Raw genomic sequence first — 23,608 nt, forward strand, 5'->3', positions numbered from 1 at the left:
CTTGAACAAGCGGCTTATTCAGCATCAATTGCTGCTGCGCCTTCATCTTCCTCATTCTTGGGTGATCTTTGTTGGAATCTTCTCTGCATCTTTCCGGTTGTAGTCCGTTTACGAAACTTTCGGGCATAGGCCTGGTTTCGTAGCGCCTTTTCTTTTTTTGGGTTACGGCGCTTTGCCATATTCACCTCATGAATAAACAACAAAATAGGTGTCTAGGCATTTAGTAGACAATATCAGCTACTAGTGTTGTTGATAAAGTTTTAGCCTAGATTATAACTGGAGATAGTTTGAACAGCATACGATTATACCCTATTTAACTGAAGAATGTCAATATTGCCTCAAATGAGAATAATTTTACTATTAGCCTAGTGATGATATTTATATAGGAATCCGACTTGATTATTGAAACGATTTGCGTAGGTAGGGAACAGGGAACAGGAAAAGAAGTAACAGAGGTGTACCGAGTTTTTTCAGAAATCAAATATGATTCTTATAGATAAAAATAATATTTTTTACAAAAATTATTGATTTTCCCAGAAATAAATCCTAAATCAAATATGATTTTAGCAGCAAAGTACCTCCAAATTAGCAATTATTACTAGTGGCGTGTCAAGTCTAAAATTGTAATTAGATGTAGTTTGATTTGAGTCATGCAAAACCAATTTGAGAAGTCGGGGTTATTTTATCTCAGGAATGATTGAGGAATGCTAGATAATACTTTAACTGGAAGATAAACAGGAATCTGTAATTGTTTGTCGCATATTCGATTATATAAACTAATGTACTAACCGTGTAAGTTTAACAACTAATTCTAATCTCAGATTAAGTCAGAATTAAAGATAAATATTGATGGACTAATTGAGCTAGAATGTAGAATTATTCCATAAATATAGATAATGTGTCTAGATATAACTATTTTTTTTGTTAAAATGTACTTTCAAAACCATGAGCATATTTGTTTAAAGCAAAAATCAACTTTTTCAATAGTTGGTTTCATGCTCATGTCATTTGATTAAATTACACATTATAAACATTTTCAGATTGAAAGTTCTTGCTTTTTTTGCGACACCCGTCCAATCTGCACGTAGTCTGTGGCGTATTGGACAAGCTGTATTAGGAGTTATTTTCCGTCACCCGATTACAGGAACAAGTATCATCCCGATATTACCTGACGGGCGAATTGTCTTAATTAGGCGGCGTGATGATGGCCTTTGGGCTTTGCCTGGGGGTATGGTGGACTGGGGAGAAGATATTCCCAGTACCATCCATCGGGAGTTAATGGAAGAAACTGGACTAGAAGTAGCAAGTATTAACCGTTTGGTGGGAGTTTATTCTTCTCCCGAACGCGACCCCAGAATTCATTCAATTTGTGTGGTGGTGGAAGCGGAAGTCAAAGGGAATATGGCTATTCAGGATGAATTAGAAGTCATGGATATCCAAGCTTTTAGTCGTGATTCCCTACCTCATGAACCAATGTCTCATGATCACGCCCGCCAATTACGTGATTATTTAAATGGTTTGACAACACTAGCTTAAAGGCTCAAGTATGGAGGTTTAAGGGTCTAAGGGAATTCCAACTAAAAAAATTACAATCCCTGTGGTGAGCAGGGGGGCAGGGGGCAGGGAGCAGGGGGTAAAATCAGAATATTCTCTCTTGGAAATTGGATAATTTATTTTCTGGAAGTCCCTAAAGAAAATACTTTTGCTGACGGAGTGAAGTTTTAAGGTAAAATTAGCAACTTAGATTGAGACTAAAGATGCTAATTTCATACTGAGAAATTCACTGTATAGGTTGCTAAATCAAGATGGATATGTTCTTACGTAACGCCCGGAGGAAACTTTCTCAAGGGCTATTATTCTGGCGTGAGGCTGGTGAAGGGATACCTGTGGTGCTTTTACATGGAAGTTGGTGTGAAAGTAGCCAGTGGGTGGGGGTGATGGAGACATTAGCGAAGGATTTTAACTGCTTTGCGCCAGATTTACTGGGGTTTGGAGAGTCGGAAAATCCTAACGTTCATTACTCAATTGATTTGCAAGTAGAATGTATTGCTGAATTTTTGCAGGCTTTGAAATTAGAAAGAGTTTATTTAGTCGGACATTCCCTGGGGGGTTGGCTTGCTGCTAGTTACGCGCTGAAATATCCTGAACAGGTTGCTAGGTTAGTTTTATTAGCACCAGAAGGTGTAAAAATTTCGGGACAGGAAGCCGAGTGGCGCAGAATGCAGAAGTTAGTCAAGCGATCGCCCGTATATTTTAAGATACTGCGATCGCTGCGATTTTTAACTAAAATTTTTGGTCTAGACAAAAAAATTGACCAGGATTGGCAAACATACCAAAAAATCAAGCCATTTCCCACAGCTTGCCAATTATTATTTCAACGACAACAGCCAGAAATCACCGCCGAATTATTACAAGACCGAATACCTGAAATCGAAATTCCGGTGTTAATTTTACAAGGTGGTAAAGATTCTGCTGATGCTTTAACTCGCAGTGAAGTTTACAGTAAACTGATTTCTCAAGCTGAATTAAGAATGATTGCCCACGCTGGAAATGATTTACCACAATCTTGTGTTGGTGTTGTGGCTGGAGATATTCGGGATTTTATTTTAGGCAATAAGGGATAGAAAATTTATTACTCAAATAAAAACATAAATTCAGTAAGCAAGTGCAATTTTTAGAAGATTCAACATGAAATCTGAAATAAGTTTGACGAAAAAAATAAAATTAATTCCAGAGAATTAAACTATGTCTTCTGAAGCGTGGCAAAGTGCGAAGAGTAGTTATGAAAGTGTATTAAAAATTTCCCGATTAAGATATACTTATTTAGCTCTTATGCCCTGGTTGATTGACCAAATTATTGAATCTAAGTACGCTTCGTTATTTTTCCCAGGGATGTCTCATATGAATCTTTTCATACAACCAACATTTGAATTAAATATCGACAAGCATCATTGGATTGTGATTCATCCCAAAGTAAACTGGTTCACATTGCACTATTGCTATTCAGACGTTCAGGATACATTTCTGTATGATGAGTATAAAGTTTTTTTGAAAGCAGATGCGAGAAATATTATTTTAAAACTCATGGAACGTCTTGAACAATGGAAATCAATAAATTTACATATTCAATAGCATATTTTTTAATGATACATGACTAATTGTTAGTATCGAGTCAGTATTTTTTGCATTCCCCAAAATATCAAATTTGGTTCTACTACCAAACGTTGAGCAATTTCAGGATATAAGACTTGCAGATAGTTAAATAATAAAGTGCGATCGCCTCCCTTCATCGCCACTTTCCCATCAGGAAATAATCGCCACCAATCCTCAAGAAAATCTTTAATTCCAGATAATAAAGTGTAAATTACACCGCTTTGAATTGCTTGTGGTGTATTGAGTGCAAAACGTGGCGGTAAAGATTGCAGTGTTTCTATATTTAAGTGCGGTAATTGTTCTGTTTTTTGACCTAAACTCGACAACTGTAAACCCAACCCTGGTAAAATCGCCCCACCAACTAAACACTGATTTGCATCCGCACAGGTAAAAGTCAGTGCTGTCCCTGCGTCAATGACTAACATCGGGAAACCCCAAGTCATCCCCGCACCACACAAAGCCAAAGCACGGTCAATTCCCAATGTCGGATACGTCTGTTTGAGGGGTACTTGGTCTAGAGTCAGAACACGCACATGAGGATATTTTTCCCAAATGGCGGTTTGCTTGGGTACAACAGAGGCGATAACTACAGGTAGGGGAGTGCTGAGTGCTGAGTGCTGAGTGCTGAGTGTTGAGTGTTGAGTGTTGGGTGTTGAGTGCTGAGTGTTGGGTGTTGAGTGCTGAGTGTCGGGTGTTGTTAGCGGTAGCGCGGCGTTTAGCCGGTGCTGAGTGAGGAGTGAAATAATTTCTTTTCCCCAGTCCCCAGTCCCCAGTCCCCAGTCCCCAGTCCCCATTCCCCAGTCCCCAGTCCCCACCAAAGTTTCCCCGATGAATAAACCCCAATGTAGCCGGGAGTTACCAATTTCTACGGCTAGCCAGGCTTTCTCAGTGTATGTTGGATGTTGGTACGGTTTCACACTTTTGATTTTTTTAACTTATCTATAGATTTTTTAATAAAAGTTAACAATAAACTCGTGCCAAAATAAGACTAGAGGAATAAATACTCATTGTGTTAAGGAGATAGTTATGGTAGCAGTCACCGATAAAACTGAAAAACGGCTCACCATACAGACTGGAGAAATTGCGGAAGATACTACCACCATCCGTTCTCTAGATTGGGATCGCGATCGCTTTGATATTGAGTTCGGTTTACAAAACGGTACTACCTATAACTCATTTCTGATACGCGGTGAGCAAACAGCCTTAGTAGACACCTCCCACGAAAAGTTCCGTCAACTCTATTTTGATACTCTCACGGGTTTAATTAACCCCACTGATATAGATTATTTGATTGTGAGCCACACCGAACCAGACCACAGTGGCTTAATTAAAGATTTATTACAGATGTCACCAGAAATTACAGTTGTGGCTTCTAAGGTCGCAATTCAATTTCTGGAAGACTTAGTACATCAACCATTTAAACGTAAGATTGTCAAAAATGGCGATCGCTTGGATTTAGGTAACGGTCACGAAATCGAATTTGTCATCGCCCCGAATTTACACTGGCCTGACACCATCTTTAGTTTCGACCACAAAACCCAAATTCTTTACACCTGCGATGCGTTTGGAATGCACTATTGTTCCGACAGCACCTTTGACGACGATTTAAAAACCATTGAAGCAGATTTTCATTATTACTATGAATGCTTAATGGGGCCAAATGCGCGGTCGGTATTATCTGCACTCAAGCGGATGGGAGAATTACCCGCAGTGAAAATGGTCGCCACTGGTCACGGGCCTTTGCTATTCCATAACGTGGAAGAATTAATTGGACGTTACCGCAAATGGAGTCAAACCCAAAACAAAGCCGAAAACACTATTGGGATATTTTACGTTTCTGAGTACGGTTATAGCGATCGCCTCGCCCAAAGCATTATCAATGGTATCAACAAAACAGGCGTAGCTGTGGAAGTCGTAGATTTGGGTTCAGGGATAGACTTACAAGAACTGCGCGAATTAGTGGGACGCTGTACCGGAATAGTGATTGGGATGCCACCGGTTTCTGGTAGTGGTAGTATTCAAGCTGCCCTAAGTACAGTTTTAGGTTCTGCTAAAGAAAAACAAGCCATCGGTATCTTTGAAACAGGCGGTGGCGATGATGAACCAATAGATCCTTTACTGACTAAATTCCGCAACTTAGGTTTAGTCACAGTTTTTCCAGAAATTCGCATTAAACAAACACCCACGGAAACCACTTACAAGCAGTGTGAAGAAGCAGGGACAGACTTAGGTCAGTGGGTAACACGCGATCGCAGTATTAAGGCGATGAAATCCCTTGGCGCAGATTTAGATAAAGCCTTGGGCAGACTAAGCGGGGGACTATATATTATTACAGCCCAAAAAGGCGAAGTTTCCAGCGCGATGTTAGCATCTTGGGTAAGTCAAGCCAGCTTTAAACCAATAGGATTATCCATTGCCGTAGCTAAGGATAGAGCGATTGAATCACTAATGCAAGTAGGCGATCGCTTTGTCCTCAACGTTTTAGAAGAAGGCAACTATCAAACCCTGATGCGCCACTTCTTAAAACGATTCGCCCCTGGTGCAGACCGTTTTGAAGGAATCAGAACCCAAAAAGCGGAAAATGGCACGCCCATCCTCGCTGATGCTTTAGCTTATATGGAATGCGAAGTACAAAGCCGCATGGACTGCGGTGATCACTGGGCAGTATACAGCACCGTCTACGCAGGACGTGTATCTAAACTCGAAAGCTTGACAGCCGTTCACCACCGCAAAGTCGGAAACCACTATTAAACCAATTCGCAATTCGCAATTCGCAATTCGCAATTCGCAATGGACTAACGTCCCGCTACGCTAACGCAATTACGTGTTGTAACGGGGATTTAGACCCCGCCACAGCACTTGCGGTTTGATAGAAGCCGAGGACTTAAACCCTACACTTTGTTAAAAAACAAGTTTGTAGTAAGGACTTTAGTCCTTAGAAACATCAGGACTAAAGTCCTTACTACGAACCTTAAATTACTGCATCAAAATTTGTCGAGTCAAAATACTCATCACTTCACCTGGATTTTCCGTTGGTAGCAATGGACTCCAATCACAGACATTAGCATAGCCAAGCATATGCAAGTGGTGAATTGTACTGTTGACGGCTTTGGGCGAACCAATCAGTAAATGTTTCATCGGTTCTCTTTGGGGAAATAGCTGTTGTGGTAATTGATTGCTGCTTGGGAAGCTTACATCTTTATGGAATTGGGCAAATTTTGTTAAATATGCGAACATAGCAGTTAAACTCCAGTTTGGGTTTTGATAAAAGCGATCGCTGTCTTCTTGCCGGAATTGCACGATCGCTTTTATTCTGTTTGGGTTTTAAATAAAGGCGATCGCTGTTTTCTGAGTGGAATGTGGCGATCGCCTTTATTTATGTCTTAATATTAAAGTGTAATTTTATACTTGTCAATACATAAAGTGAGATTTTTTTGAGAAAATTTTAAGTTTTGATAGAGCGAAATAGTATTATTTCTTAATAGAATAAAACGGGATAATTTTCTGTATTAAATCATGAATATTTCTTGTTAATGCGTAGGTAAAACCTGATATAATGAATCACAAATAATCAACATATTGTTATATTTTCGTGAAACGTGACTCTATTTATTACCAAATTTTCAAACGATTTCCAGCGTTAATATTTGAACTCGTTGATAACCGCCCCGCACAGGCGCAAAACTATCGATTTGAATCAGTCGAAGTCAAAGAAACCGCCTTTCGCATTGATGGTGTTTTCTTACCACCAGAAGACGCAACACCCAAAGTTATAGCCTTTCTCAGTCTAGTGAAGTACAATAACAACAATGAGTAAACCAATTAAAAATATCATCTAAAGAGACTTGGCTAAAAGCAGTTTCAATTGCTATTACTAAATCTGGATAACTCCTAGCACCGATAGAACGGAGTGCATTCTTAATCTTTGACCAACAATTTTCAATGGGTGAAAAATCAGGAGAATACGGTGGTAAATAAATCAACTTAGCTCCAGCAGATTCGATGAGTTTTTCAATATCCCCACCTTTATGAATTGAGCAATTGTCCATGATTACATAATCACCTTTCTTCAGTTTCGGAACTAGTTTTTGCGAAATATAAGCCTCAAATGTTAGACCATCAGTCGCTCCTAAAATACTGTATTGGCTAACGACTCCTCTCAAACCAATTGCACCAATTATCGAGACATTTTTACTACGTTTTTGCGGTCTTTGACCATGCGCTCTTTCACCTTTTTTGGCACGAGCAGACTGTCTGTCCAAAGATAGATTCGCTCCGGCTTCATCTAGAAATATCAGCTTTTGGGCTGGTATTCCTCGTATTTGTAGCCAAAACTGTAATCTTAACGCTTGAACTCTTGGAGTATCTTTTTCTGCGGCGTGCAATGTTTTTTTTTAAGCTAATTTCCATCCTCTTTAACATTCTGTCTACTGTCGAAATCCCAATGGTTATTCCTGTTTTTTGTTTGAGTAGCTCCCGAATTTCTGATAAAGTGGCATCATTTTTGGCTTCTACTATTTCCTGAAGCACATTCAATTGCTGAGAGTTTAGCTTTGGTGGCGTTTGTTGTGTTCTGACTTTCGGTGCGATATTTCCTGTTTCTCTATACTGTTTCAGTAATTTCTCTATAAATCCTAAAGTTACACCAAATCTTTCTGCTAACTGTCGTTGTGATATTCCATCTTTTAAATATGTATCCAGTATCTTTTGACGCAAATCGAGGGAATATGCTTTCATTTTTACCCTAGACTAGTATGTACAGCTTTATTTGCTCAATTGTACTTCAGCAGACTGGGAAAGGCTATATATTTTTTGCTGAAGTGCAATTTCAGAAAGACGAAAGTCTTTATCATCGCTTTTTTACCGAGTCGCTCACCTATTTGTACCGCAATCAATCTCAATACGATGATTGGTACTGTGTAGTAATATTTCCATCACGGAGTTTAGAACCAAGCGATAAAAGAACTCATCGCATATTTTTAAATAGCGACCAAGTGCAACGCATTTATTTAGACGAGTTAGGGAATTCTGATACTCTGCCAATCAGCATCAACTTAATGCAGTTGACAACCGCATCCTCTGAAACAATGGCAGAGCAAGCCAAGCAACTAATTCAACGGGTAAAATTAGAAGAAACAGGCACACTGCCGAAAACCGAAATCATCGAAATCATTACAACAATTGCTGTGTACAAGTTTTCATCTTTAAGTAGGGAGGAAGTAGAAGCTATGCTGGGAATCACTTTAGAGGAAACAAGAGTATATCAGGAAGCCAAAGCTGAAGGATTAGAACAAGGACTAGAACAAGGTCGAGAACAAGGATTAGAACAAGGTCGAAAACAAGGTTTAGAACAAGGTCTAGAACAACGAGAAGCTGAACTGTTGAGAGTTGCTGTCCCACTGTTACTAAAAACTGGGATGAGTGTAGAACAGATTGCTCAACAATTTAATATTGCTGTGGAATCTGTGGAGAAGTACAGGTAAAGTATAACCTTGATGAGTTATGGCGATCGCACTTCATTTTACCCGAACTAGCAAAGACTCGTTCTCTACAATTGACTAGACGACAGTTAGGAGCGATCGCCATCACATTTGGCGTATAAGTAATATCACCACTAGAATATATACAGACAAATTTTGACGTTATTTAGCTTATTTATAGTGGATTTATGACAATTGATAGCTTGTTGATTGCTGTGGCTACGATACTTGCGACCAAAGCTGTAGAAAAAATCGGCGAAAATATTGGTGATGCTACCTGGACAACAGTTCCAGAAAAATTACAAAATGCTGCACAAAGCTTGAAAAAATTATTGTTTGGTCATAAAAATAAGTTACCCTCGCTTACCAATGCTATTGAAGGGAATGAACTACAGAGATTAGATTACGGTCAAGCAGTGTTAGAACTGAAACAAGCAGCACAAGAGCCAGCAATTGCTAAAGCTGTTGAGGCTGTAGAAAAAGCAGTTAATAATGACAAGTCTGAGGCTGCTGAGGAAATTAAAAAGTTAGCAGATGAAATCAAGTCTCATCCGTCAGTTGTAAATAACTTTGCGAAGTTAGCAGAGAACCTTACTGTAAAGGAAGGTGGAATTGCTGGTCAATCAATCACTATTGGGACAGTAATTAATAACAACTGACTAAAGTCGTCTCCAGGGGAGGAGGGGACAAAGTTAACTCCCGATGACTGGCGTGAAATTTGTCGTGAAATAATTGCAGAACGGCGCAAGCTGACAACAAATCCTTTGACATCAACTGAAGGTGTTGCACTGCAAGTTGATGATGTCTACGTACCACTGGGATTAGTTGAGCGTAAAAAACAGCCAAAGCCTCAAGGTGATATTTCTCCAGAACAGGGTTCAGAACTGTATAAGGAGACGGAAATCACCAAAACATTTCAGCATGATGCTTTTTTAGAAGAAGTTCTCAAACAGCAGAACACGCCGAAAAGTCAGGGTAGACGAATTGCAATTATTGGTGAACCAGGCGCAGGAAAAACAACACTATTACAGCAGATTGCTAATTGGGTGTTTTGTGAGATTACCCAGTCGATTGTGATTTGGGTATCTTTAGCAGATTTACAAGAACAAAAATTAGAGGAATATCTGTTAGGGACTTGGCTAACTGCTGCTGTGAGGAAAAAAGGGAAAGCTGAACCTACTCAGCAACAGAAAGATGATTTGATTGCTTTATTTAATCAAAAAAATGTTTGGCTGCTGCTAGATGGATTAGATGAAATGTCCGCAGCTTCAGGTAATCCGCTAACAGAAATTTCACGACAATTTCGGAAATCAGGTTTTATTTCTCAAGCGCGAATCTTGCTTACTTGTCGAGTTAATTTGTGGGATGGTGGCATTAATGCACTTGATAATTTTGATATTTATCGCACTTTAGATTTTTCTTATCCAGGACAGGTAGAGAGATTTATTCACAAATGGTTTGTTACTAATCCAGAAAAAGGCGAGGATTTATGCACTGCGTTGAAAGAATCAGGTAAAGAACGGATTCAGGATTTAGTAAAAAATCCTCTGCGTTTGACACTATTGTGTTTGAATTGGCAATCAGGAGATGGCAAATTACCGGATACCCAAGCGGGACTTTATCAGCAATTTGTTGATGACTTTTACAAGTGGAAAAAAGAGGAATTTGCTCTAAATTATAACCAGCGTCAGCAACTCAATATCAAATTAGGTGAATTAGCGAAAACAGCCATAGATAAAGAAAGAACGCGGTTTCGCTTGCGTCAAGAGTTTGTTAGTCAGTTTTTAGGTGATGCTGAGGATGAAAATTCATTATTTAAATTATCACTAAATCGGGGCTGGCTCAACTGTGTTGGTATAGATACAAATAGAAAACCTGTTTATGCTTTCTTTCATGCCTCATTTCAAGAGTATTTTGCTGCTACGGCAATTGATGACTATCATTTCTTTCTTAACCACGTTCCTAAAAATCCCACTCAAGGAACTTATCGCATCTTTGAACCGCAATGGAAGCAAACAATATTACTTTGGTTAGGACGACCAGAAGACAATTTAAAACAGCAAAAGCAACAGTTTATCGATGCTTTAGTCAACTTTCAAGATGTATGTGGTAAATTTGTGGCATTTGTAGGCAAAGGTTTTTATGAATATCGAGCTTACTTTTTAGCAGCAGCAGGAATTGTTGAGTTTAAAGATTATTCAAAAGCAAAGGAAATCGTCACACAAATCTTTAAGTGGACAATTAATAGCGAAGGTTTAATTCAAGAGGAAGCTAAATCAGCACTGCAACAAACAGACCGCATAAAAGCGATCGCCGCTTTGGTGCAAATGCTGCAATCAAAAGATGTGGATTACTCCACCCGTGAACAGGCAGCAGAAAGCTTAGAGGAAATCGGCACAGGCAATCCAGATGCGATCGCTGCGTTGAAGCAACTACTGCATTCAAAAGATGTAGATAAGGACACACGTAGGTTGGCAGCATATAGCTTAAGGGAAATCGACCCAGGCAATCCAGATGAGATCGCCGCTTTGGTGCAACTGCTGCGATCAAAAGATGTGGATTACTTCACCCGTGAACAGACAGCAGAAAGCTTAGAGAAAATCGGCACAGGAAATCCAGATAAGATCGCCGCTTTGGTGCAACTACTGCAATCAAAAGATGTATCTGACTACACCCATATGCGGGCGGCAGAAAGCTTAGGGAAAATCGGCACAAGAAATCCAGATGAGATCGCCGCTTTGGTGCAACTGCTGCAATCAAAAGATGTGGGTGAGGAAACCCGTAGGCTGGCAGCATCAAGCTTAGAGGAAATCGACCCAGGAAATCCAGATGTGATCGCCGCTTTGGTACAACTGCTGCAATCAAAAGATGTGGGTCAGGAAACCCGTTGGCTGGCAGCAGAAAGCTTAGGGGAAATCGACCCAGGAAATCAAGATGCGATCACCGCTTTGGTACAACTGCTGCAATCAAAAGATGTGGATAACCCCATCCGTTGGCAGGCAGCACATAGCTTAGGGGAAATCGGCAGAGGAAATCAAGATGCGATCACCGCTTTGGTACAACTGCTGCAATCAAAAGATGTGTCTGACTACATCCGTAGACAGGGAGCAGAAAGCTTAGGGGAAATTGACCCAGGCAATCAAGATGCGATCACCGCTTTGGTACAACTGCTGCAATCAAAAGATGTGTCTGACTACATTCGTAGACAGGGAGCAGAAAGCTTAGGGAAAATCGGCACAGGAAATCAAGATGCGATCGCCGCTTTGGTGCAACTGCTGCAATCAAAGGATGTGGATGACTACACCCGTAAGCAGGTAGCAGAAAGCTTAGGGAAAATCGGCACAGGAAATCAAGATGCGATAAAAGCATTGGTAGGACTGCTGCAATCCTCTGATGTGGATGAATACACCCGTAGGCAGGCAGTAGATAGTTTAGGGAAAGTTATACAAGACAATCAGCATCGGTCTTTAGTTATCGCAGGTTTAAAGGATTATTTGCAATTTGCTAATCACTACAATGTCATCTGGAAATGTTCTCAGAATATGCCTTACCCCGATTTCTACCAAGCTTGGCATCAAGGAAACGCTGAAACAATCCTTATTAACTATCTTGACTTACTCCAAAACTTGCAAACTGCAATTAACAATGACACTCAACTTAGCCAAAACATTCACTTAATTTGTATCGACACGAGTAAATTCATCGCACCAGATAACCCAGCCAGCAAAATTTACACAGCACTTGTCAAAGCTGGCTGTCCTAAATGTGCAGATGGTACGCCGAAAACAATGGCGGAACTGCAAACCTATTGGGAATTGCTAGAAACTGACAAGCAAGTGGTTTTATTGTTTCACCCAGGCGCAACTCAAACTACAGGTGAGGTGACATACAGCAATGCGTTTCTCAACGCCATCAGCAAATTTGAAGGTACAATTTGTTTGATTAGCGACCCCATACCCGACTACAACACCCTCAAAGTCTTTACACTCAATCAGTCAGTTGATGAAATTTTAGAATGGTTGCGGCGTAGTTGTTGATTATATAATCGATACATTGGCAATGTCAGGCAATACAATCTTAATGTTAGTCGGTACAATCACAATGTTACGCAATACATTGACAATGTCAGGCGATACAATCGCAATGTTACGCAATACATTGGCAATGTCAGGCGATACGTTCACAATGGTGATGCAACATAAGCAAGTGCCTCATAAATATCAGCTTCTTCCAGATAGGGATAAGCTTTGAGGATATAACTATTACTGTGTCCAGATGTCATTAAACCGACTATAGTACCAACAGTAACACGCATCCCCCGAATGCAGGGTTTACCACCCATCACCTCTGGATTACGGGTAATTCTGGTGAGATTTTGCATATTTGCTACCTAAAATACTCGTATTGTATCTAGAACAATATTTAACTCCCGCAGTTTTAATTAGTGTGGCATCGAGTATGGCTTTATTGTAACAGCGTTGTTTGAGGCGATCGCTCTGTTCATGGATGATGTAGGGTGTCTCAAAGATATTTAGAATTACTAAACATTTATCTTATTCATAACAAACACTGAAAATCGAATCCGACACATTAAGCTTTAATGATAAATAGCTACCGATTTACTACAATTGTCTACCTTGCCTACACTATGGCAACGCTTTAAACCCAGCAATAAACTTATCAGAAAATACTACTAAAACAAGTGACATATGATACAAGTAAATAAACCCCGTGACATTCAAGTCATGCCCATTGGTACAGACACAACAATTGTGCGATCGCGCAGTTGGTCTAGACTAAGATTTGAAATTGAATACGCTCTGGCTAAGGGTACGACTGCTAATTCTTATTTAATTCAAGGTGATCAGGTCGCGTTAATTGACCCGCCTGGGGAAACTTTCACGCAAATTTACTTAGAGGCTTTACAGCAAAGATTTGATGTCAAAGCTATTGATTATGTGATTCTCGGTCACGTTAACCCCAACCGCGCCGCTACTTTAAAAGCTTTACTGGAAATTGCACCCCAAATTACTTTCGTCTGTTCCAACCCAGGGGCGATTAATTTACGGGGGGCGTTAGAAAATCAAGACTTGCCAATTCTCGTTATGCGGGGCGATGAAACCTTAGATTTAGGCAAAGGTCATCATTTACAATTCATCCCCACACCCAACCCCCGTTATGCAGATGCTCTCTGCACCTACGACCCCCAAACGGAAATTCTCTACTCTGATAAACTATTTGCGGCACATATTTGCGGCGACCAAGTATTTGATGAAGGTTGGCAATCAATTAATGAAGACCGCCGCTATTATTTTGATTGCGTAATAGCACCCCACGCCAAACAAGTTGACACAGCCCTCGATAAACTCGCTGATTTACCCGTGCGGATGTATGCAACTGGACATGGGCCGATAGTGCGTTACGGCTTAATTGAACTAACTCACGCCTATCGAGAATGGATTCAACAACAAGCTTCGGCTGACTTGACAGTAGCGTTAATTTATGCTTCGGCTTACGGAAATACAGCGACATTGGCACAGGCGATCGCGCGTGGTATTACTAAAGCTGGGGTTGCTGTAGAGTCAATTAACTGTGAATTCACCGAACCAGAGGAAATTCGGGCGGCTGTGGAAAAATCTGCGGGTTTTGTTATTGGTTCACCCACACTCGGCGGTCATGCACCTACACCCGTACAAACAGCGTTAGGAATTGTGTTATCTGCTGCCACTAACAATAAACTAGCTGGTGTATTTGGTTCGTTTGGCTGGAGTGGGGAAGCCGTCGATTTAATTGAAAGCCGACTCAAAGACGCTGGTTATCGTTTTGGTTTTGATACCATCCGCGTGAAGTTCAAACCCAATGAAGCGACTTTGCAATTGTGTGAAGAAGCGGGAACTGACTTTGCCCAAGCCTTGAAAAAAGCCAAGAAAGTCCGCACCACCAGCCAACCCGCCACCAACGTCGAACAAGCAGTGGGACGCATTGTGGGTTCGTTGTGTGTTGTCACCGCCAAGCAAGGGGAAGTCTCTAGTGCAATGTTAGCCTCTTGGGTAGCGCAAGCTAGTTTTAGTCCGCCTGGTTTAACTATTGCTGTGGCTAAAGATAGGGCTGTAGAAAGCTTGACACACTCAGGTAATCAATTCGTTCTCAATGTTTTGAAAGAGGGGAATCATTTAGGCTTGATGAAACATTTCCTCAAACCTTTTGGCCCTGCACAAGACAGATTTGCTGATGTGGCGACGGAAGAGGCTGTTAACGGTAGTCCCATCCTCAAAGATGCACTAGCTTATTTAGAATGTTCAGTGCAGAACCGGATGGAATCAGGCGATCATTGGTTAGTGTATGCGACTGTGGATAATGGCAAGGTGTTAAATCAAGATGGTGTGACAGCTGTGCATCATCGTAAGTCAGGCAATCATTATTAGTTTTGCTGTCAACCCTACCTTTCCTAGATTGGCTGAAAAAGTTCCTATAGGAATTAAATTGAAATACACACTGAGCTTTGCCCACCATATCTAGCGTTTTGGTGAGCAAAGCCTTGTAAATTTAGATAACTAAAATTTAGGTCAGGTGGTTCGGATGCCTTGATTGTGTATTGTCGGGAAAAGCATGAACAATTTTTCTCTCGCTTTTCTCTATCGTCGTCAAGTATGTATGTTATTATTGCCTTATAAATAAGTAACTTATCTTTTAAAAACAGTTTTTGAAATGAATAGAGTCACTACTGCAAATAGCAACTCTACTCAACGTCTAGATGTTACGCCAGTAACACCTAAGCTGTTATCCTTTTGTTTTCAGCAATGCGATAGCCAATAAAACCATTGCTGATATATGTACTATGTTTTTGGTGACAAGCAGCAGCAGTAACAAAAAACATAGTACATAGAGTTTTTTCATGAAACCAAAAAATGTTTTCATGCTTGTAGACTCCTCTACTATTTAGTTTTTACGTACAAACCAAAACAACGACCCAAGTGCTAGTTAATTTTATAAGCACTGTATTGGTCTTTATATGTACGCATAATAATAATAACAGATTAAGAGCTTAAATATTTGTATTTGTCCATAAAGCAGAAAATATATAACTTTTTGCTGGAATATTATTACTTTCTAAGGCGAGTATCAATGCAATGGATACTGTTGTAATTAATTTAGAACCAGCAGTTCGCCTGACTGACGAGCAGTTTTATCAAATCTGCATGGCAAATCGGGATTTAAGCCTAGAACTCAATGCCCAAGGAGAACTGATTATTGTGCCACCAGTAGGCGGAGAAAGTGGAAATAATGAAGCAAAGCTAATTACTGATTTAGAAATATGGAATCGCCAAACAAAATTAGGAATAGTGTTTAGTTCTTCAACAATTTTCAGGCTACCGAATGGGGCGAAACGATCGCCTGATGCAGCTTGGGTACAATTATCACGATGGGAAGCACTGACTCCAGAAGAGCGCGAAAAATTTCCGCCGCTAGTACCAGACTTTCTGATAGAACTGAGATCCAAGAGCGATCGCCTCAAAACTCTCCAAGATAAAATGCAGGAATATCTAGAGAATGGCTTGCGTTTAGGTTGGCTAATTAATCCTCAAGATGGAGAGGTAGAAATTTATCGTCAGGGACAGACAAAAACAATAGTGAAAATGCCAAGTCTGCTATTGGGGGAAGATGTTTTACCTGGGTTTGAGTTACAGGTATAAAAAACCCTGATTTATCTGAAAAATCGGGGTTTTAAACGCCAAGAAATGACAAACTAGGCTAATCTTTTCTCTAAATATTGACCAATCATTACCTGTTCACCCGCACGAGAAATAATGGTTTGTCGGGTACGATACTTGCTACCAACTAGTTTTAACTCTTCCTCAAAAACTGAATTGTTATACTCTGTCCGCAGACATAGAGTTTTGCTGTTAGGGAAAGAATACTTCGCGGTAATTGGTTCAGAAGTGGCAAAACCGCGATCGCGATACAATATATTTCCTAACGCACCAAATAATGTCGAACCTGCGGATTCATTCCTATTATTTAAGCTATTTTTACTACACCAACTAACTTCCGCACCACCAACCAACATCACTGCGTCGGTTAAATTGTGCATTTGAGCTAGCCTTTGTAATTCCTCACACCCTGACTCTAAAAATCGGATGGCGATCATACTCTCGATTTCCTTGGTATTACCGTCTGGAAGAGTATAGTAACGTCTTTCCGAGAGCCACTGACCAACTGATGCTTGAAAAAATTCGATGATTTGGGACTCATCAGCAGTTTGTGCAATTGTTAGGGGTGATATCACGCGTAATTGTCCTCACCTAAAAGGAATAAAAACTGGGCTTATCATATATAATACATTGGTCTAAAATGCAATTCTAGTTTAAAATTTTTAATACATTGCTAAAATACCGAGAAATACCAGTGATAGATGAGGTGTTTTTGCTACGATAGAGTTTGTATTTAGTAAAGCTAAATATTCCTTCTCCAAACAATACTGGTAGTAGTATCTAGAAGATCAATTGTTATGTGATATCTATTGATGATGGATACTACGTTTTAGAGGTATGCCAAATTTTTTTGGCTAATTTATACTAGGAACTTTGTGTCTGTAATACTAGCAATATAACAGTAAAAAATTTCTTGACATTACTTTGTCATTATTTTGTGACCATAGTAATATTTAGCACCAAAAGTTTCCCAAAGAACCTTATGAACTTCTATATTTACCAACCGATAACATAACATATGGATTTGTTTAGTAATAGAAAGCTGTGAATCAAAAACTTGTTTAAACAAGCTAAATAGAGAATTTAGACCCAAAATTACAGCAAAAACCGATGAAGCAGCAAACTTACACTCCCACTTGGCAATTAAATCAGACAATTTCTGCTCAGAATCAGAAAAATCATCCCAAAAAAAGCAGGATTTTCCATTACTTATTAATGTTTTGTTTGTTGAGTACAGGGATATTCACCGCTAGTTGTGGTTCTCTACCCAAAGAATCAGCAAAAGCACAACCTCAACAACGGACAAGCAGAGAAGGAAACCAAGCGATTCCGGTAGATGTAGCTATTGCGCGCCGAGAAAGATTGCAAGCACAAACAGAATATACAGGTACAACCACACCATACCGGACAGTATCACTGCGATCGCAAGTAGAAGGTAGGTTATTATCTTTAAACTCAGATGTTGGTGACTCGGTAACAAAAGGCCAAAGCATCGGTCAATTAGATGACACTATTCTCTCCACCGACTTCCAACAAGCGGAAGCCGAATTAGCCGCCCTAAAATCAGAAGTAGCTAGAGCCTCCACCCAAATCAGTAACGCCAATGCAGAGGTAGAAAGGTTGCGGCTAGAGTTAGTCCAAGCCGAAGACGATGCTAAACGTCAGCAGCAATTATTCAAAGAAGGGGCAATTTCCGAACAACTAGCCCAACAAGCCAACACCAGAGCCAAAACCGCCGCCCAAGCACTGCGCGCCGCCCAAGAACGGGTACGGACAGAACAACAAGCCAAAGCCGCCGCCAAAGGTCGAGTCTTAGCCCAAGAAGCAGTATTAGAGCAAACCAAAGAACGTCGTTCTTACTCTCGCCTCATCTCTCCCATCACAGGTGTCGTCACCGAAAAAGTTACAGAACCAGGAAACCTTCTACAAGCTGGGGGTGAAGCTTTAAAAATTGCTGACTTTAGCCGTATTAAAGTAGTCGTGCAAGTATCCGAATTAGAATTAAATCGCATTCAAATAGGGCAGTCCGTAGAAGTTCGTTTAGATGCGTTTCCCCAGGAAAAATTAATTGGTAGAGTCACTCGGATTTCTCCCACCGCCGACGCAACCGCCAGATTAATTCCAGTGGAAGTAGTTATACCTAACAGTAACAATAATATTAGTAGCGGGTTACTAGCGAGAGTTAGTTTTGCGTCGCCAGCAGCCCAGCGAGTAGTCATATCCCAAACAGCTTTACAAAAATCAAATAGAGACACAGCCGCAGAGAACAACGGCACAATTTACGTATTAGCAAATAATGCCACAGATAAAACCAAAGTTATATCTCGTGCTGTGACACTAGGGGAAAAAGCTGATGGCAAAGTCGAAATTTTATCAGGCTTACAACCAGGCGATCGCTATGTTGTCAGAAGTGGTAGACCTTTAAAAGATGGACAACCTGTCAGTCTTTCTATCCTTTCTGAAACAACAGAGTCAAACCCGGCGGAGAATTCAAAACGCCCTATAAAAAATTAGTTTTTTGAATTTTGCATGGGAGCGCAACAACGATAATGCAACAAGAAAATAAAAGTGGTGGATTTAGTCTCAGTGCCATATCAATTCGCCAACACATCGGCACACTCATGCTGGCACTAACAGTAATTATTTTAGGTATATTTTTTCTCACAAATATTCAAGTAGATTTACTGCCGTCAATTACTTACCCCCGAATTGGTATCCGGTTAGACGCACCTGGCGTATCACCAGAAGTAGCCGTTGATGAAATCACCAGACCGCTAGAAGAAGCCTTATCTGCTACTGAAAATGTTGTGCAGGTTTTTTCTCGCACCCGTGAGGGACAAGTCAGCTTAGACTTATTCTTCCAACCAGGAGGCGATATTGACCAAGCCCTCAATGATGCTACTGCGGCTTTTAATCGTCGTCGAGGTCAGTTACCAGACACAATTGAAGAACCACGGATATTCAAATTCGACCCCTCCCAACAACCGATTTACGAACTCGCATTAACATCTCCATCACTCCAAGGTAGAGACTTACGGGTGTTTGCTGATGAAGAATTGTCTCGTGAACTCAGTGTGGTGCCAGGAGTCGCCGCCGTTGATATCTCCGGTGCGGCAGAAGAAGAAGTGCGGGTACTGGTTGACTTAAATCGTTTACAAGCTCTGGGTATTGGTTTAAATGATGTTTTATCAGAATTACAAGCCCGCAATCAAGATGTTTCTGGTGGGCGGATTTTAGGGGAGAACTCCGAACCGTTAACCCGCACTGTGGGGCGTTTCCGTGATGCCAGTGAAATCGAAAACCTGTCATTTACCGTCTCTGGGGCTGGTGCTACATCCTCTACTACCCCTGCGCTTCCTCCATCTTCTCGGCGTGTATATCTACGCGACTTTGCCCAAGTCATTGATGATACAGAAGAACAACGTCTATTTGTCTATCTCAACCGTCAGCCAGCAGTTAAATTGTCAATTCAAAAGCAGCCTGACGCTAACACCATTACGGTAGTCGATGGAGTCAAGCGACGAATAGAACAGTTGCGGGAGTCTGGGTTAATTCCCGAAGATATGATTTTGACACCAACGACAGACGAATCACGCTTTATTCGTAATTCTCTCAACGATGTGATTTTTTCAGCTGTGTCTGGGGCATTGTTGGCAGCAGTAGTTGTACTGTTGTTTTTGGGGTCAATTAGACAAACACTGATTATCAGTTTAGCGATTCCACTATGTACATTAGCAGCGATCGCCTTGATGAAGTTGTTTGGTTTGACGCTGAATGTCTTCAGTTTGGCAGGATTAACTTTAGGAATTGGTCAGGCCATTGATACATCAGTAGTCATTTTAGAAAACATTGCCGAAAAAACCGGCATGACTCCCAATCAAAAACAACAGGAGTCATTGAGAGATGGATATAAGAAAAGAAAAACCAACCCCAAATATTTTATTGAAACAGCGATCGCATCCTCTCAAGAAGTAGAATCTGCTTTAGTAGCGGCAACAGCTGCTAACTTAGTTTCTGTCGTTCCCTTTTTGCTAATTGGCGGATTTATTGCCTTATTATTCAATGAACTCATTTTAACCATCAGCTTCGCTGTCGCCGCCTCCCTCATTGTCGCCGTGACCATAGTTCCAATGCTGTGTTCTCGACTCTTCGCCATTCCTTGGTCAAGTCGTATCAGCGAATTTTGGCTACTGCGACAGTTTAATCATCGATTTGAAGATGCCACCATCTTATACGGTAAGTTTTTAAGTCAAGTTTTACGCTACAGATTAATTGTCATTGCTGCGGCTTTGGTAATTCTCGGTGGTGGGACTTTCTTCATGGTTGGTCAAATTTCCCAAGAAATTCTACCCCGCATCAACACTGGACAAGCCAACTTAAGAGTACAGTTTCCCCCAGGTACACCTCTTGTCACCTCTCAAAAAGTTATGGAGGTTGTAGATGAAATCCTCATTCAGCAACCTGGAACTGACTATGCTTTCACCACGGTCGGTGGTTCCCTTTTTGGTAACAACACTACGGAAAATCCCTTACGGGCAAGTAGCACAATTTCCCTAAAACCAGGCCAAGATGTTGAGGCTTATGTCAAAAAAGTCACTCAGGAGTTTCAAAAGCTCAATCTCGCAGGAATTTTACTGCGTCTTAGCCCTGGACAAGTACGTGGTTTAATTTTGAGTAATACCCCAGCGCAAGGTTCAGAAATTGACGTAATTTTGCAAGGTACAGATGAGCAAACCCTGCAACAAGCTGGGCGAGAACTCCTAGAAGCCTTAGAAGAAAAGGCAACATTAGCTAGATTCCGACCTGATGCCGACCCTCGTCAACCAGAAATCCAAATTCGTCCAGACTGGGAAAGAGTTGCAGCGTTAGGACTAACAACACAACAAATCGGTCAAACTATTCAAACTGCCATTGAAGGTTCAGTACCTACCCAAATTCAACGAGGCAACCGCTTAGTTGACGTGCGTGTAGAGTTAAATCAAGCGGCTATCGAACGCCCTTCCCAACTCGAACGACTACCATTATTTACCCAAAATAACCAACAAGTCCGCCTGTTGGACGTTGCCCGCATCGAAGAAGGTCAAGCACCTGGAGAAATTCAGCGTATTAACCAGCGTCAAGTCTTCATTATTGCAGGTAATCTCAGTGATGGAGCTAGTCTTGGTGATGCCTTAGCACAAGTCAATGAAGTAGTTCAAACTGTGGAGTTACCGGAAGGCGTTTCCATCGTACCTAGTTCTGCCCAAGAAACTAATCAGCAACTCCAAAACTCGTTAAAAACCTTGGGTGCATTGGCGACGTTTTTAATTTTCGTCGTGATGGCTGTGCAGTACAATTCCCTGATTGACCCTTTAGTAATTATGTTTACAGTGCCACTTGCGTTAGCTGGCGGTCTTTTCGGGCTATATATCACTCAGACTGCGATAGGTGCAACTGTCTTAGTGGGTGCAGTGTTGCTTGTGGGTATTGTAGTTAATGCTGGTATTTTGATGGTAGAGTTAGCCAACCAAATTCGAGAAGAAGAAGGTTGTACCCGTCAAGTAGCCATTGTCAAGGCTGCACCTTTGCGTTTGCGTCCCATTATGATGACTACATTGACGACAATCTTGGGGCTGTTCCCTTTAGCATTAGGTATTGGTGAAGGTTCGGAATTTTTACAGCCTCTAGGAATTGTAGTCTTCTTTGGTATGGCGATCGCTACCATGTTAACCCTGTTTATTATCCCCTGTTTCTATACTTCGCTGCACGAGTTACTAGGGGGAAGTTGGATTAAATCAATGTCTTTATGGCTCAACTTCTGGAAGAAAAAGTTTGATAAAGCCTGATTTTCACCTCACCTAATACAGAATAAAATCCAGGGAATCTTCCTTGGTTTTTATTTTGTATATATTCACAAGCAAATGTTTTCCATCATGAAATCAGATGTCTATCATCACTTATCTAACAAAATATTCTTTTGAATATGTGAATGGTACATTTTTGATTGTCGAGAGTAAACTACATTGATTAAAAAACGCCAGTTATTAAAAGAAAAGGCAGAAGCACTAAGTAAAGCAAAACAACTTTGCAAATCTTTCCTCTTAAATGCCACTATAGTCCAATGCAACTTTAAATAGTTTTTGATGTCTTCCATTTCGGGTAAATGGTTATGATGTTTTTTATTAACCAATGAATAAATTTTCTCTTTCATTAAAATATTGGTATTTAGACGTTGGATAAAAGAAAACTTTTGATTGTATGCACCAGGCCAAATTGTCCGATAGGCAAGACATTGATTGATGAAAATTCCATGACCAAATTGAGCAATGCGAATCCAAGAATCGATATCATCACAGTTAGTATTCAATTGAGAATCCCAACCACCAGTTTTTAAGAAAGCATCACGACGACAAGCAACCTGAACTGGTGTACCAAAGGGGATAAGTTCCAACAGCATACCGTAGTGAATATCTGCTTGGGGAATATAAAAAGCTAACCCAGGGCCGAAAGTAGGAGTGCGACTAAGTTCTTTTTCCTCAATGTCAACTTGTGCTGCAATACAAGAGCAAATCACCGCATCAGGACAAAGCGCGATCGCCTGACTCATTTTTTCAATACAATGAACATCTAAATAGTCATCATCATCTAAAAACTTGATCCAATCACCGCTAGCTTTCTCCACACCAGCATTGACTGTAACCGCATGACCTTGATTGACCTGATTACGATGATAAACTACCGCATCACCCAAACTTCTGACATACTGTTCCGTTTCCTCCGATGAACAGTCATCAGCAACCACCACTTCACAAGGAATAGTTTGTTTCAGTGCAGAATCAATCGCTCGACGTAACAAATGGAGACGGTTATAAGTAGAAATCACAATACTAAATTTCATCAACATCTCCTACCTGGAGCAAGAGTTTTTACAATATAACCGTCATCTCCCAGAGACTGTATTGGGGATATAACCTAAAACTAGGATCTTTGAGGAATATTTATATCTCCGCAAGATAAATGGTAAAGTTTCGTTTAAAAAATCTTGTTAGTATCTCAATCGTCACATTTTATTTCTTCACCAACGGATAGGTAGAACGACTAGAAAAAAACAAACTATGTTAAGCAATGTAAAAATACTAGGATTCAGTTCGTAGTAAGGACTTTAGTCCTTTCTTGAGAGCTAAAATTCTCTTTTTTCTACCAGAGGCTACACCAAGGTAGCGGACGCAGCGCAGCAAGTATTTTAGATGTTTCCACCCACGGTGGGGCTTATAACCCAAAAAA

Annotated in this window: 19 protein-coding genes and 1 pseudogene; 13 read left to right on the forward strand and 7 right to left on the reverse strand. The window is 40.6% G+C overall.

Annotation, left to right across the window (positions count from 1 at the left end; all coding sequences use genetic code 11):
* Positions 1–14 precede the first annotated feature (14 nt).
* Positions 15–179 carry a hypothetical protein gene (locus tag CV014_RS06560; protein WP_192881605.1) on the reverse strand — a complete coding sequence of 55 codons (165 nt, stop codon included), beginning with the start codon at positions 177–179 and terminating at the stop codon, positions 15–17.
* 862 nt (positions 180–1,041) lie between these two features.
* Between CV014_RS06560 and CV014_RS06565 the strand changes: the two genes are divergently transcribed.
* The 3 genes from CV014_RS06565 to CV014_RS06575 all read left to right on the forward strand — a co-directional run bounded on the left by CV014_RS06565 (position 1,042) and on the right by CV014_RS06575 (position 3,132).
* Entirely contained in the window at positions 1,042–1,536 is a 495-nt protein-coding gene (locus CV014_RS06565; RefSeq protein WP_236141292.1) for an NUDIX hydrolase, read from the forward strand.
* Positions 1,537–1,805: 269 nt separating this feature from the next.
* A complete protein-coding gene (locus CV014_RS06570) occupies positions 1,806–2,624 on the forward strand; it encodes an alpha/beta fold hydrolase (protein WP_236141293.1) in 819 nt (272 codons plus the stop codon).
* A 121-nt stretch (positions 2,625–2,745) separates the two neighbouring features.
* Complete coding sequence (locus tag CV014_RS06575; protein ID WP_236141294.1) at positions 2,746–3,132, forward strand: hypothetical protein; 387 nt, start codon at positions 2,746–2,748, stop codon at positions 3,130–3,132.
* Positions 3,133–3,161: 29 nt separating this feature from the next.
* On the opposite strand, the gene CV014_RS06580 is transcribed toward CV014_RS06575, so the two are convergent.
* Positions 3,162–4,070, reverse strand: coding sequence for a pantothenate kinase (locus CV014_RS06580; RefSeq protein WP_236141295.1), 909 nt, complete (start codon positions 4,068–4,070; stop codon positions 3,162–3,164).
* A 109-nt stretch (positions 4,071–4,179) separates the two neighbouring features.
* On the opposite strand from CV014_RS06580, the gene CV014_RS06585 reads away from it, so the two are divergent.
* The gene (locus CV014_RS06585; protein WP_236141296.1) at positions 4,180–5,904 is read left to right on the forward strand and encodes a diflavin flavoprotein; all 1,725 of its coding nucleotides are present in this window, start codon (positions 4,180–4,182) and stop codon (positions 5,902–5,904) included.
* A 225-nt stretch (positions 5,905–6,129) separates the two neighbouring features.
* Here CV014_RS06585 and CV014_RS06590 read toward each other — a convergent pair whose 3' ends face one another.
* Complete coding sequence (locus CV014_RS06590; RefSeq protein WP_236141297.1) at positions 6,130–6,390, reverse strand: hypothetical protein; 261 nt, start codon at positions 6,388–6,390, stop codon at positions 6,130–6,132.
* Between the two features lie 24 nt (positions 6,391–6,414).
* Here CV014_RS06590 and CV014_RS29890 point away from each other — a divergent pair, with 24 nt between their 5' ends.
* Both CV014_RS29890 and CV014_RS06595 read left to right on the forward strand, forming a co-directional pair.
* Entirely contained in the window at positions 6,415–6,540 is a 126-nt protein-coding gene (locus tag CV014_RS29890) for a hypothetical protein (RefSeq protein ID WP_268964530.1), read from the forward strand.
* A 205-nt stretch (positions 6,541–6,745) separates the two neighbouring features.
* A pseudogene (locus CV014_RS06595) lies at positions 6,746–6,934 on the forward strand (DUF2887 domain-containing protein); the annotation flags it as partial.
* Between the two features lies 1 nt (position 6,935).
* Here CV014_RS06595 and CV014_RS06600 read toward each other — a convergent pair.
* A protein-coding gene (locus CV014_RS06600) for an IS630 family transposase (protein WP_236141298.1) occupies positions 6,936–7,890 on the reverse strand; the annotation gives its coding sequence in 2 pieces (ribosomal slippage) (positions 6,936–7,548 and positions 7,547–7,890; 957 coding nt in all).
* A gap of 17 nt (positions 7,891–7,907) precedes the next feature.
* Here CV014_RS06600 and CV014_RS06605 point away from each other — a divergent pair.
* The 3 genes from CV014_RS06605 to CV014_RS06615 all read left to right on the forward strand — a co-directional run bounded on the left by CV014_RS06605 (position 7,908) and on the right by CV014_RS06615 (position 12,670).
* Positions 7,908–8,636 (forward strand): Rpn family recombination-promoting nuclease/putative transposase, encoded by a 729-nt coding sequence (locus CV014_RS06605; protein WP_236141299.1) that lies wholly within the window; start codon positions 7,908–7,910, stop codon positions 8,634–8,636.
* Between the two features lie 185 nt (positions 8,637–8,821).
* Positions 8,822–9,292, forward strand: a complete 471-nt coding sequence (locus tag CV014_RS06610; protein ID WP_236141300.1) for a hypothetical protein — start codon at positions 8,822–8,824, stop codon at positions 9,290–9,292.
* A gap of 105 nt (positions 9,293–9,397) precedes the next feature.
* The gene (locus CV014_RS06615) at positions 9,398–12,670 is read left to right on the forward strand and encodes a HEAT repeat domain-containing protein (RefSeq protein ID WP_236141301.1); all 3,273 of its coding nucleotides are present in this window, start codon (positions 9,398–9,400) and stop codon (positions 12,668–12,670) included.
* A gap of 143 nt (positions 12,671–12,813) precedes the next feature.
* Here CV014_RS06615 and CV014_RS06620 read toward each other — a convergent pair whose 3' ends face one another.
* Complete coding sequence (locus CV014_RS06620) at positions 12,814–13,014, reverse strand: DUF433 domain-containing protein (protein WP_236141302.1); 201 nt, start codon at positions 13,012–13,014, stop codon at positions 12,814–12,816.
* Positions 13,015–13,345: 331 nt separating this feature from the next.
* On the opposite strand from CV014_RS06620, the gene CV014_RS06625 reads away from it, so the two are divergent.
* Positions 13,346–15,058, forward strand: a complete 1,713-nt coding sequence (locus tag CV014_RS06625) for a diflavin flavoprotein (RefSeq protein WP_236141350.1) — start codon at positions 13,346–13,348, stop codon at positions 15,056–15,058.
* Positions 15,059–15,763: 705 nt separating this feature from the next.
* Positions 15,764–16,327, forward strand: a complete 564-nt coding sequence (locus CV014_RS06630; RefSeq protein WP_236141303.1) for a Uma2 family endonuclease — start codon at positions 15,764–15,766, stop codon at positions 16,325–16,327.
* Positions 16,328–16,380: 53 nt separating this feature from the next.
* Here CV014_RS06630 and CV014_RS06635 read toward each other — a convergent pair whose 3' ends face one another.
* Entirely contained in the window at positions 16,381–16,920 is a 540-nt protein-coding gene (locus tag CV014_RS06635) for a phycobiliprotein lyase (protein WP_236141304.1), read from the reverse strand.
* Between the two features lie 535 nt (positions 16,921–17,455).
* Between CV014_RS06635 and CV014_RS06640 the strand changes: the two genes are divergently transcribed.
* Both CV014_RS06640 and CV014_RS06645 read left to right on the forward strand, forming a co-directional pair.
* The gene (locus CV014_RS06640) at positions 17,456–18,859 is read left to right on the forward strand and encodes an efflux RND transporter periplasmic adaptor subunit (RefSeq protein ID WP_236141305.1); all 1,404 of its coding nucleotides are present in this window, start codon (positions 17,456–17,458) and stop codon (positions 18,857–18,859) included.
* Between the two features lie 35 nt (positions 18,860–18,894).
* On the forward strand, positions 18,895–22,170 hold the full coding sequence (locus tag CV014_RS06645; protein WP_236141306.1) for an efflux RND transporter permease subunit: 3,276 nt from the start codon (positions 18,895–18,897) through the stop codon (positions 22,168–22,170).
* Between the two features lie 107 nt (positions 22,171–22,277).
* On the opposite strand, the gene CV014_RS06650 is transcribed toward CV014_RS06645, so the two are convergent.
* On the reverse strand, positions 22,278–23,222 hold the full coding sequence (locus CV014_RS06650) for a glycosyltransferase family 2 protein (RefSeq protein WP_236141307.1): 945 nt from the start codon (positions 23,220–23,222) through the stop codon (positions 22,278–22,280).
* Between the last annotated feature and the right edge of the window lie 386 nt (positions 23,223–23,608).

This window comes from Nostoc sp. CMAA1605 (assembly GCF_021596505.1).
GTDB lineage: Bacteria > Cyanobacteriota > Cyanobacteriia > Cyanobacteriales > Nostocaceae > Trichormus.

What these genes read in the sequence shown, in the direction of transcription:
- CV014_RS06560 (WP_192881605.1), bottom strand. Translation starts at nt 179, where the DNA reads ATGGCAAAGCGCCGTAACCCAAAAAAAGAAAAGGCGCTACGAAACCAG.
- CV014_RS06570 (WP_236141293.1), top strand. Translation starts at nt 1,806, where the DNA reads ATGGATATGTTCTTACGTAACGCCCGGAGGAAACTTTCTCAAGGGCTA.
- CV014_RS06575 (WP_236141294.1), top strand. Translation starts at nt 2,746, where the DNA reads ATGTCTTCTGAAGCGTGGCAAAGTGCGAAGAGTAGTTATGAAAGTGTA.
- CV014_RS06585 (WP_236141296.1), top strand. Translation starts at nt 4,180, where the DNA reads ATGGTAGCAGTCACCGATAAAACTGAAAAACGGCTCACCATACAGACT.
- CV014_RS06590 (WP_236141297.1), bottom strand. Translation starts at nt 6,390, where the DNA reads ATGTTCGCATATTTAACAAAATTTGCCCAATTCCATAAAGATGTAAGC.
- CV014_RS06605 (WP_236141299.1), top strand. Translation starts at nt 7,908, where the DNA reads ATGTACAGCTTTATTTGCTCAATTGTACTTCAGCAGACTGGGAAAGGC.
- CV014_RS06610 (WP_236141300.1), top strand. Translation starts at nt 8,822, where the DNA reads ATGACAATTGATAGCTTGTTGATTGCTGTGGCTACGATACTTGCGACC.
- CV014_RS06620 (WP_236141302.1), bottom strand. Translation starts at nt 13,014, where the DNA reads ATGCAAAATCTCACCAGAATTACCCGTAATCCAGAGGTGATGGGTGGT.
- CV014_RS06630 (WP_236141303.1), top strand. Translation starts at nt 15,764, where the DNA reads ATGGATACTGTTGTAATTAATTTAGAACCAGCAGTTCGCCTGACTGAC.
- CV014_RS06640 (WP_236141305.1), top strand. Translation starts at nt 17,456, where the DNA reads ATGAAGCAGCAAACTTACACTCCCACTTGGCAATTAAATCAGACAATT.
- CV014_RS06645 (WP_236141306.1), top strand. Translation starts at nt 18,895, where the DNA reads ATGCAACAAGAAAATAAAAGTGGTGGATTTAGTCTCAGTGCCATATCA.
- CV014_RS06650 (WP_236141307.1), bottom strand. Translation starts at nt 23,222, where the DNA reads ATGAAATTTAGTATTGTGATTTCTACTTATAACCGTCTCCATTTGTTA.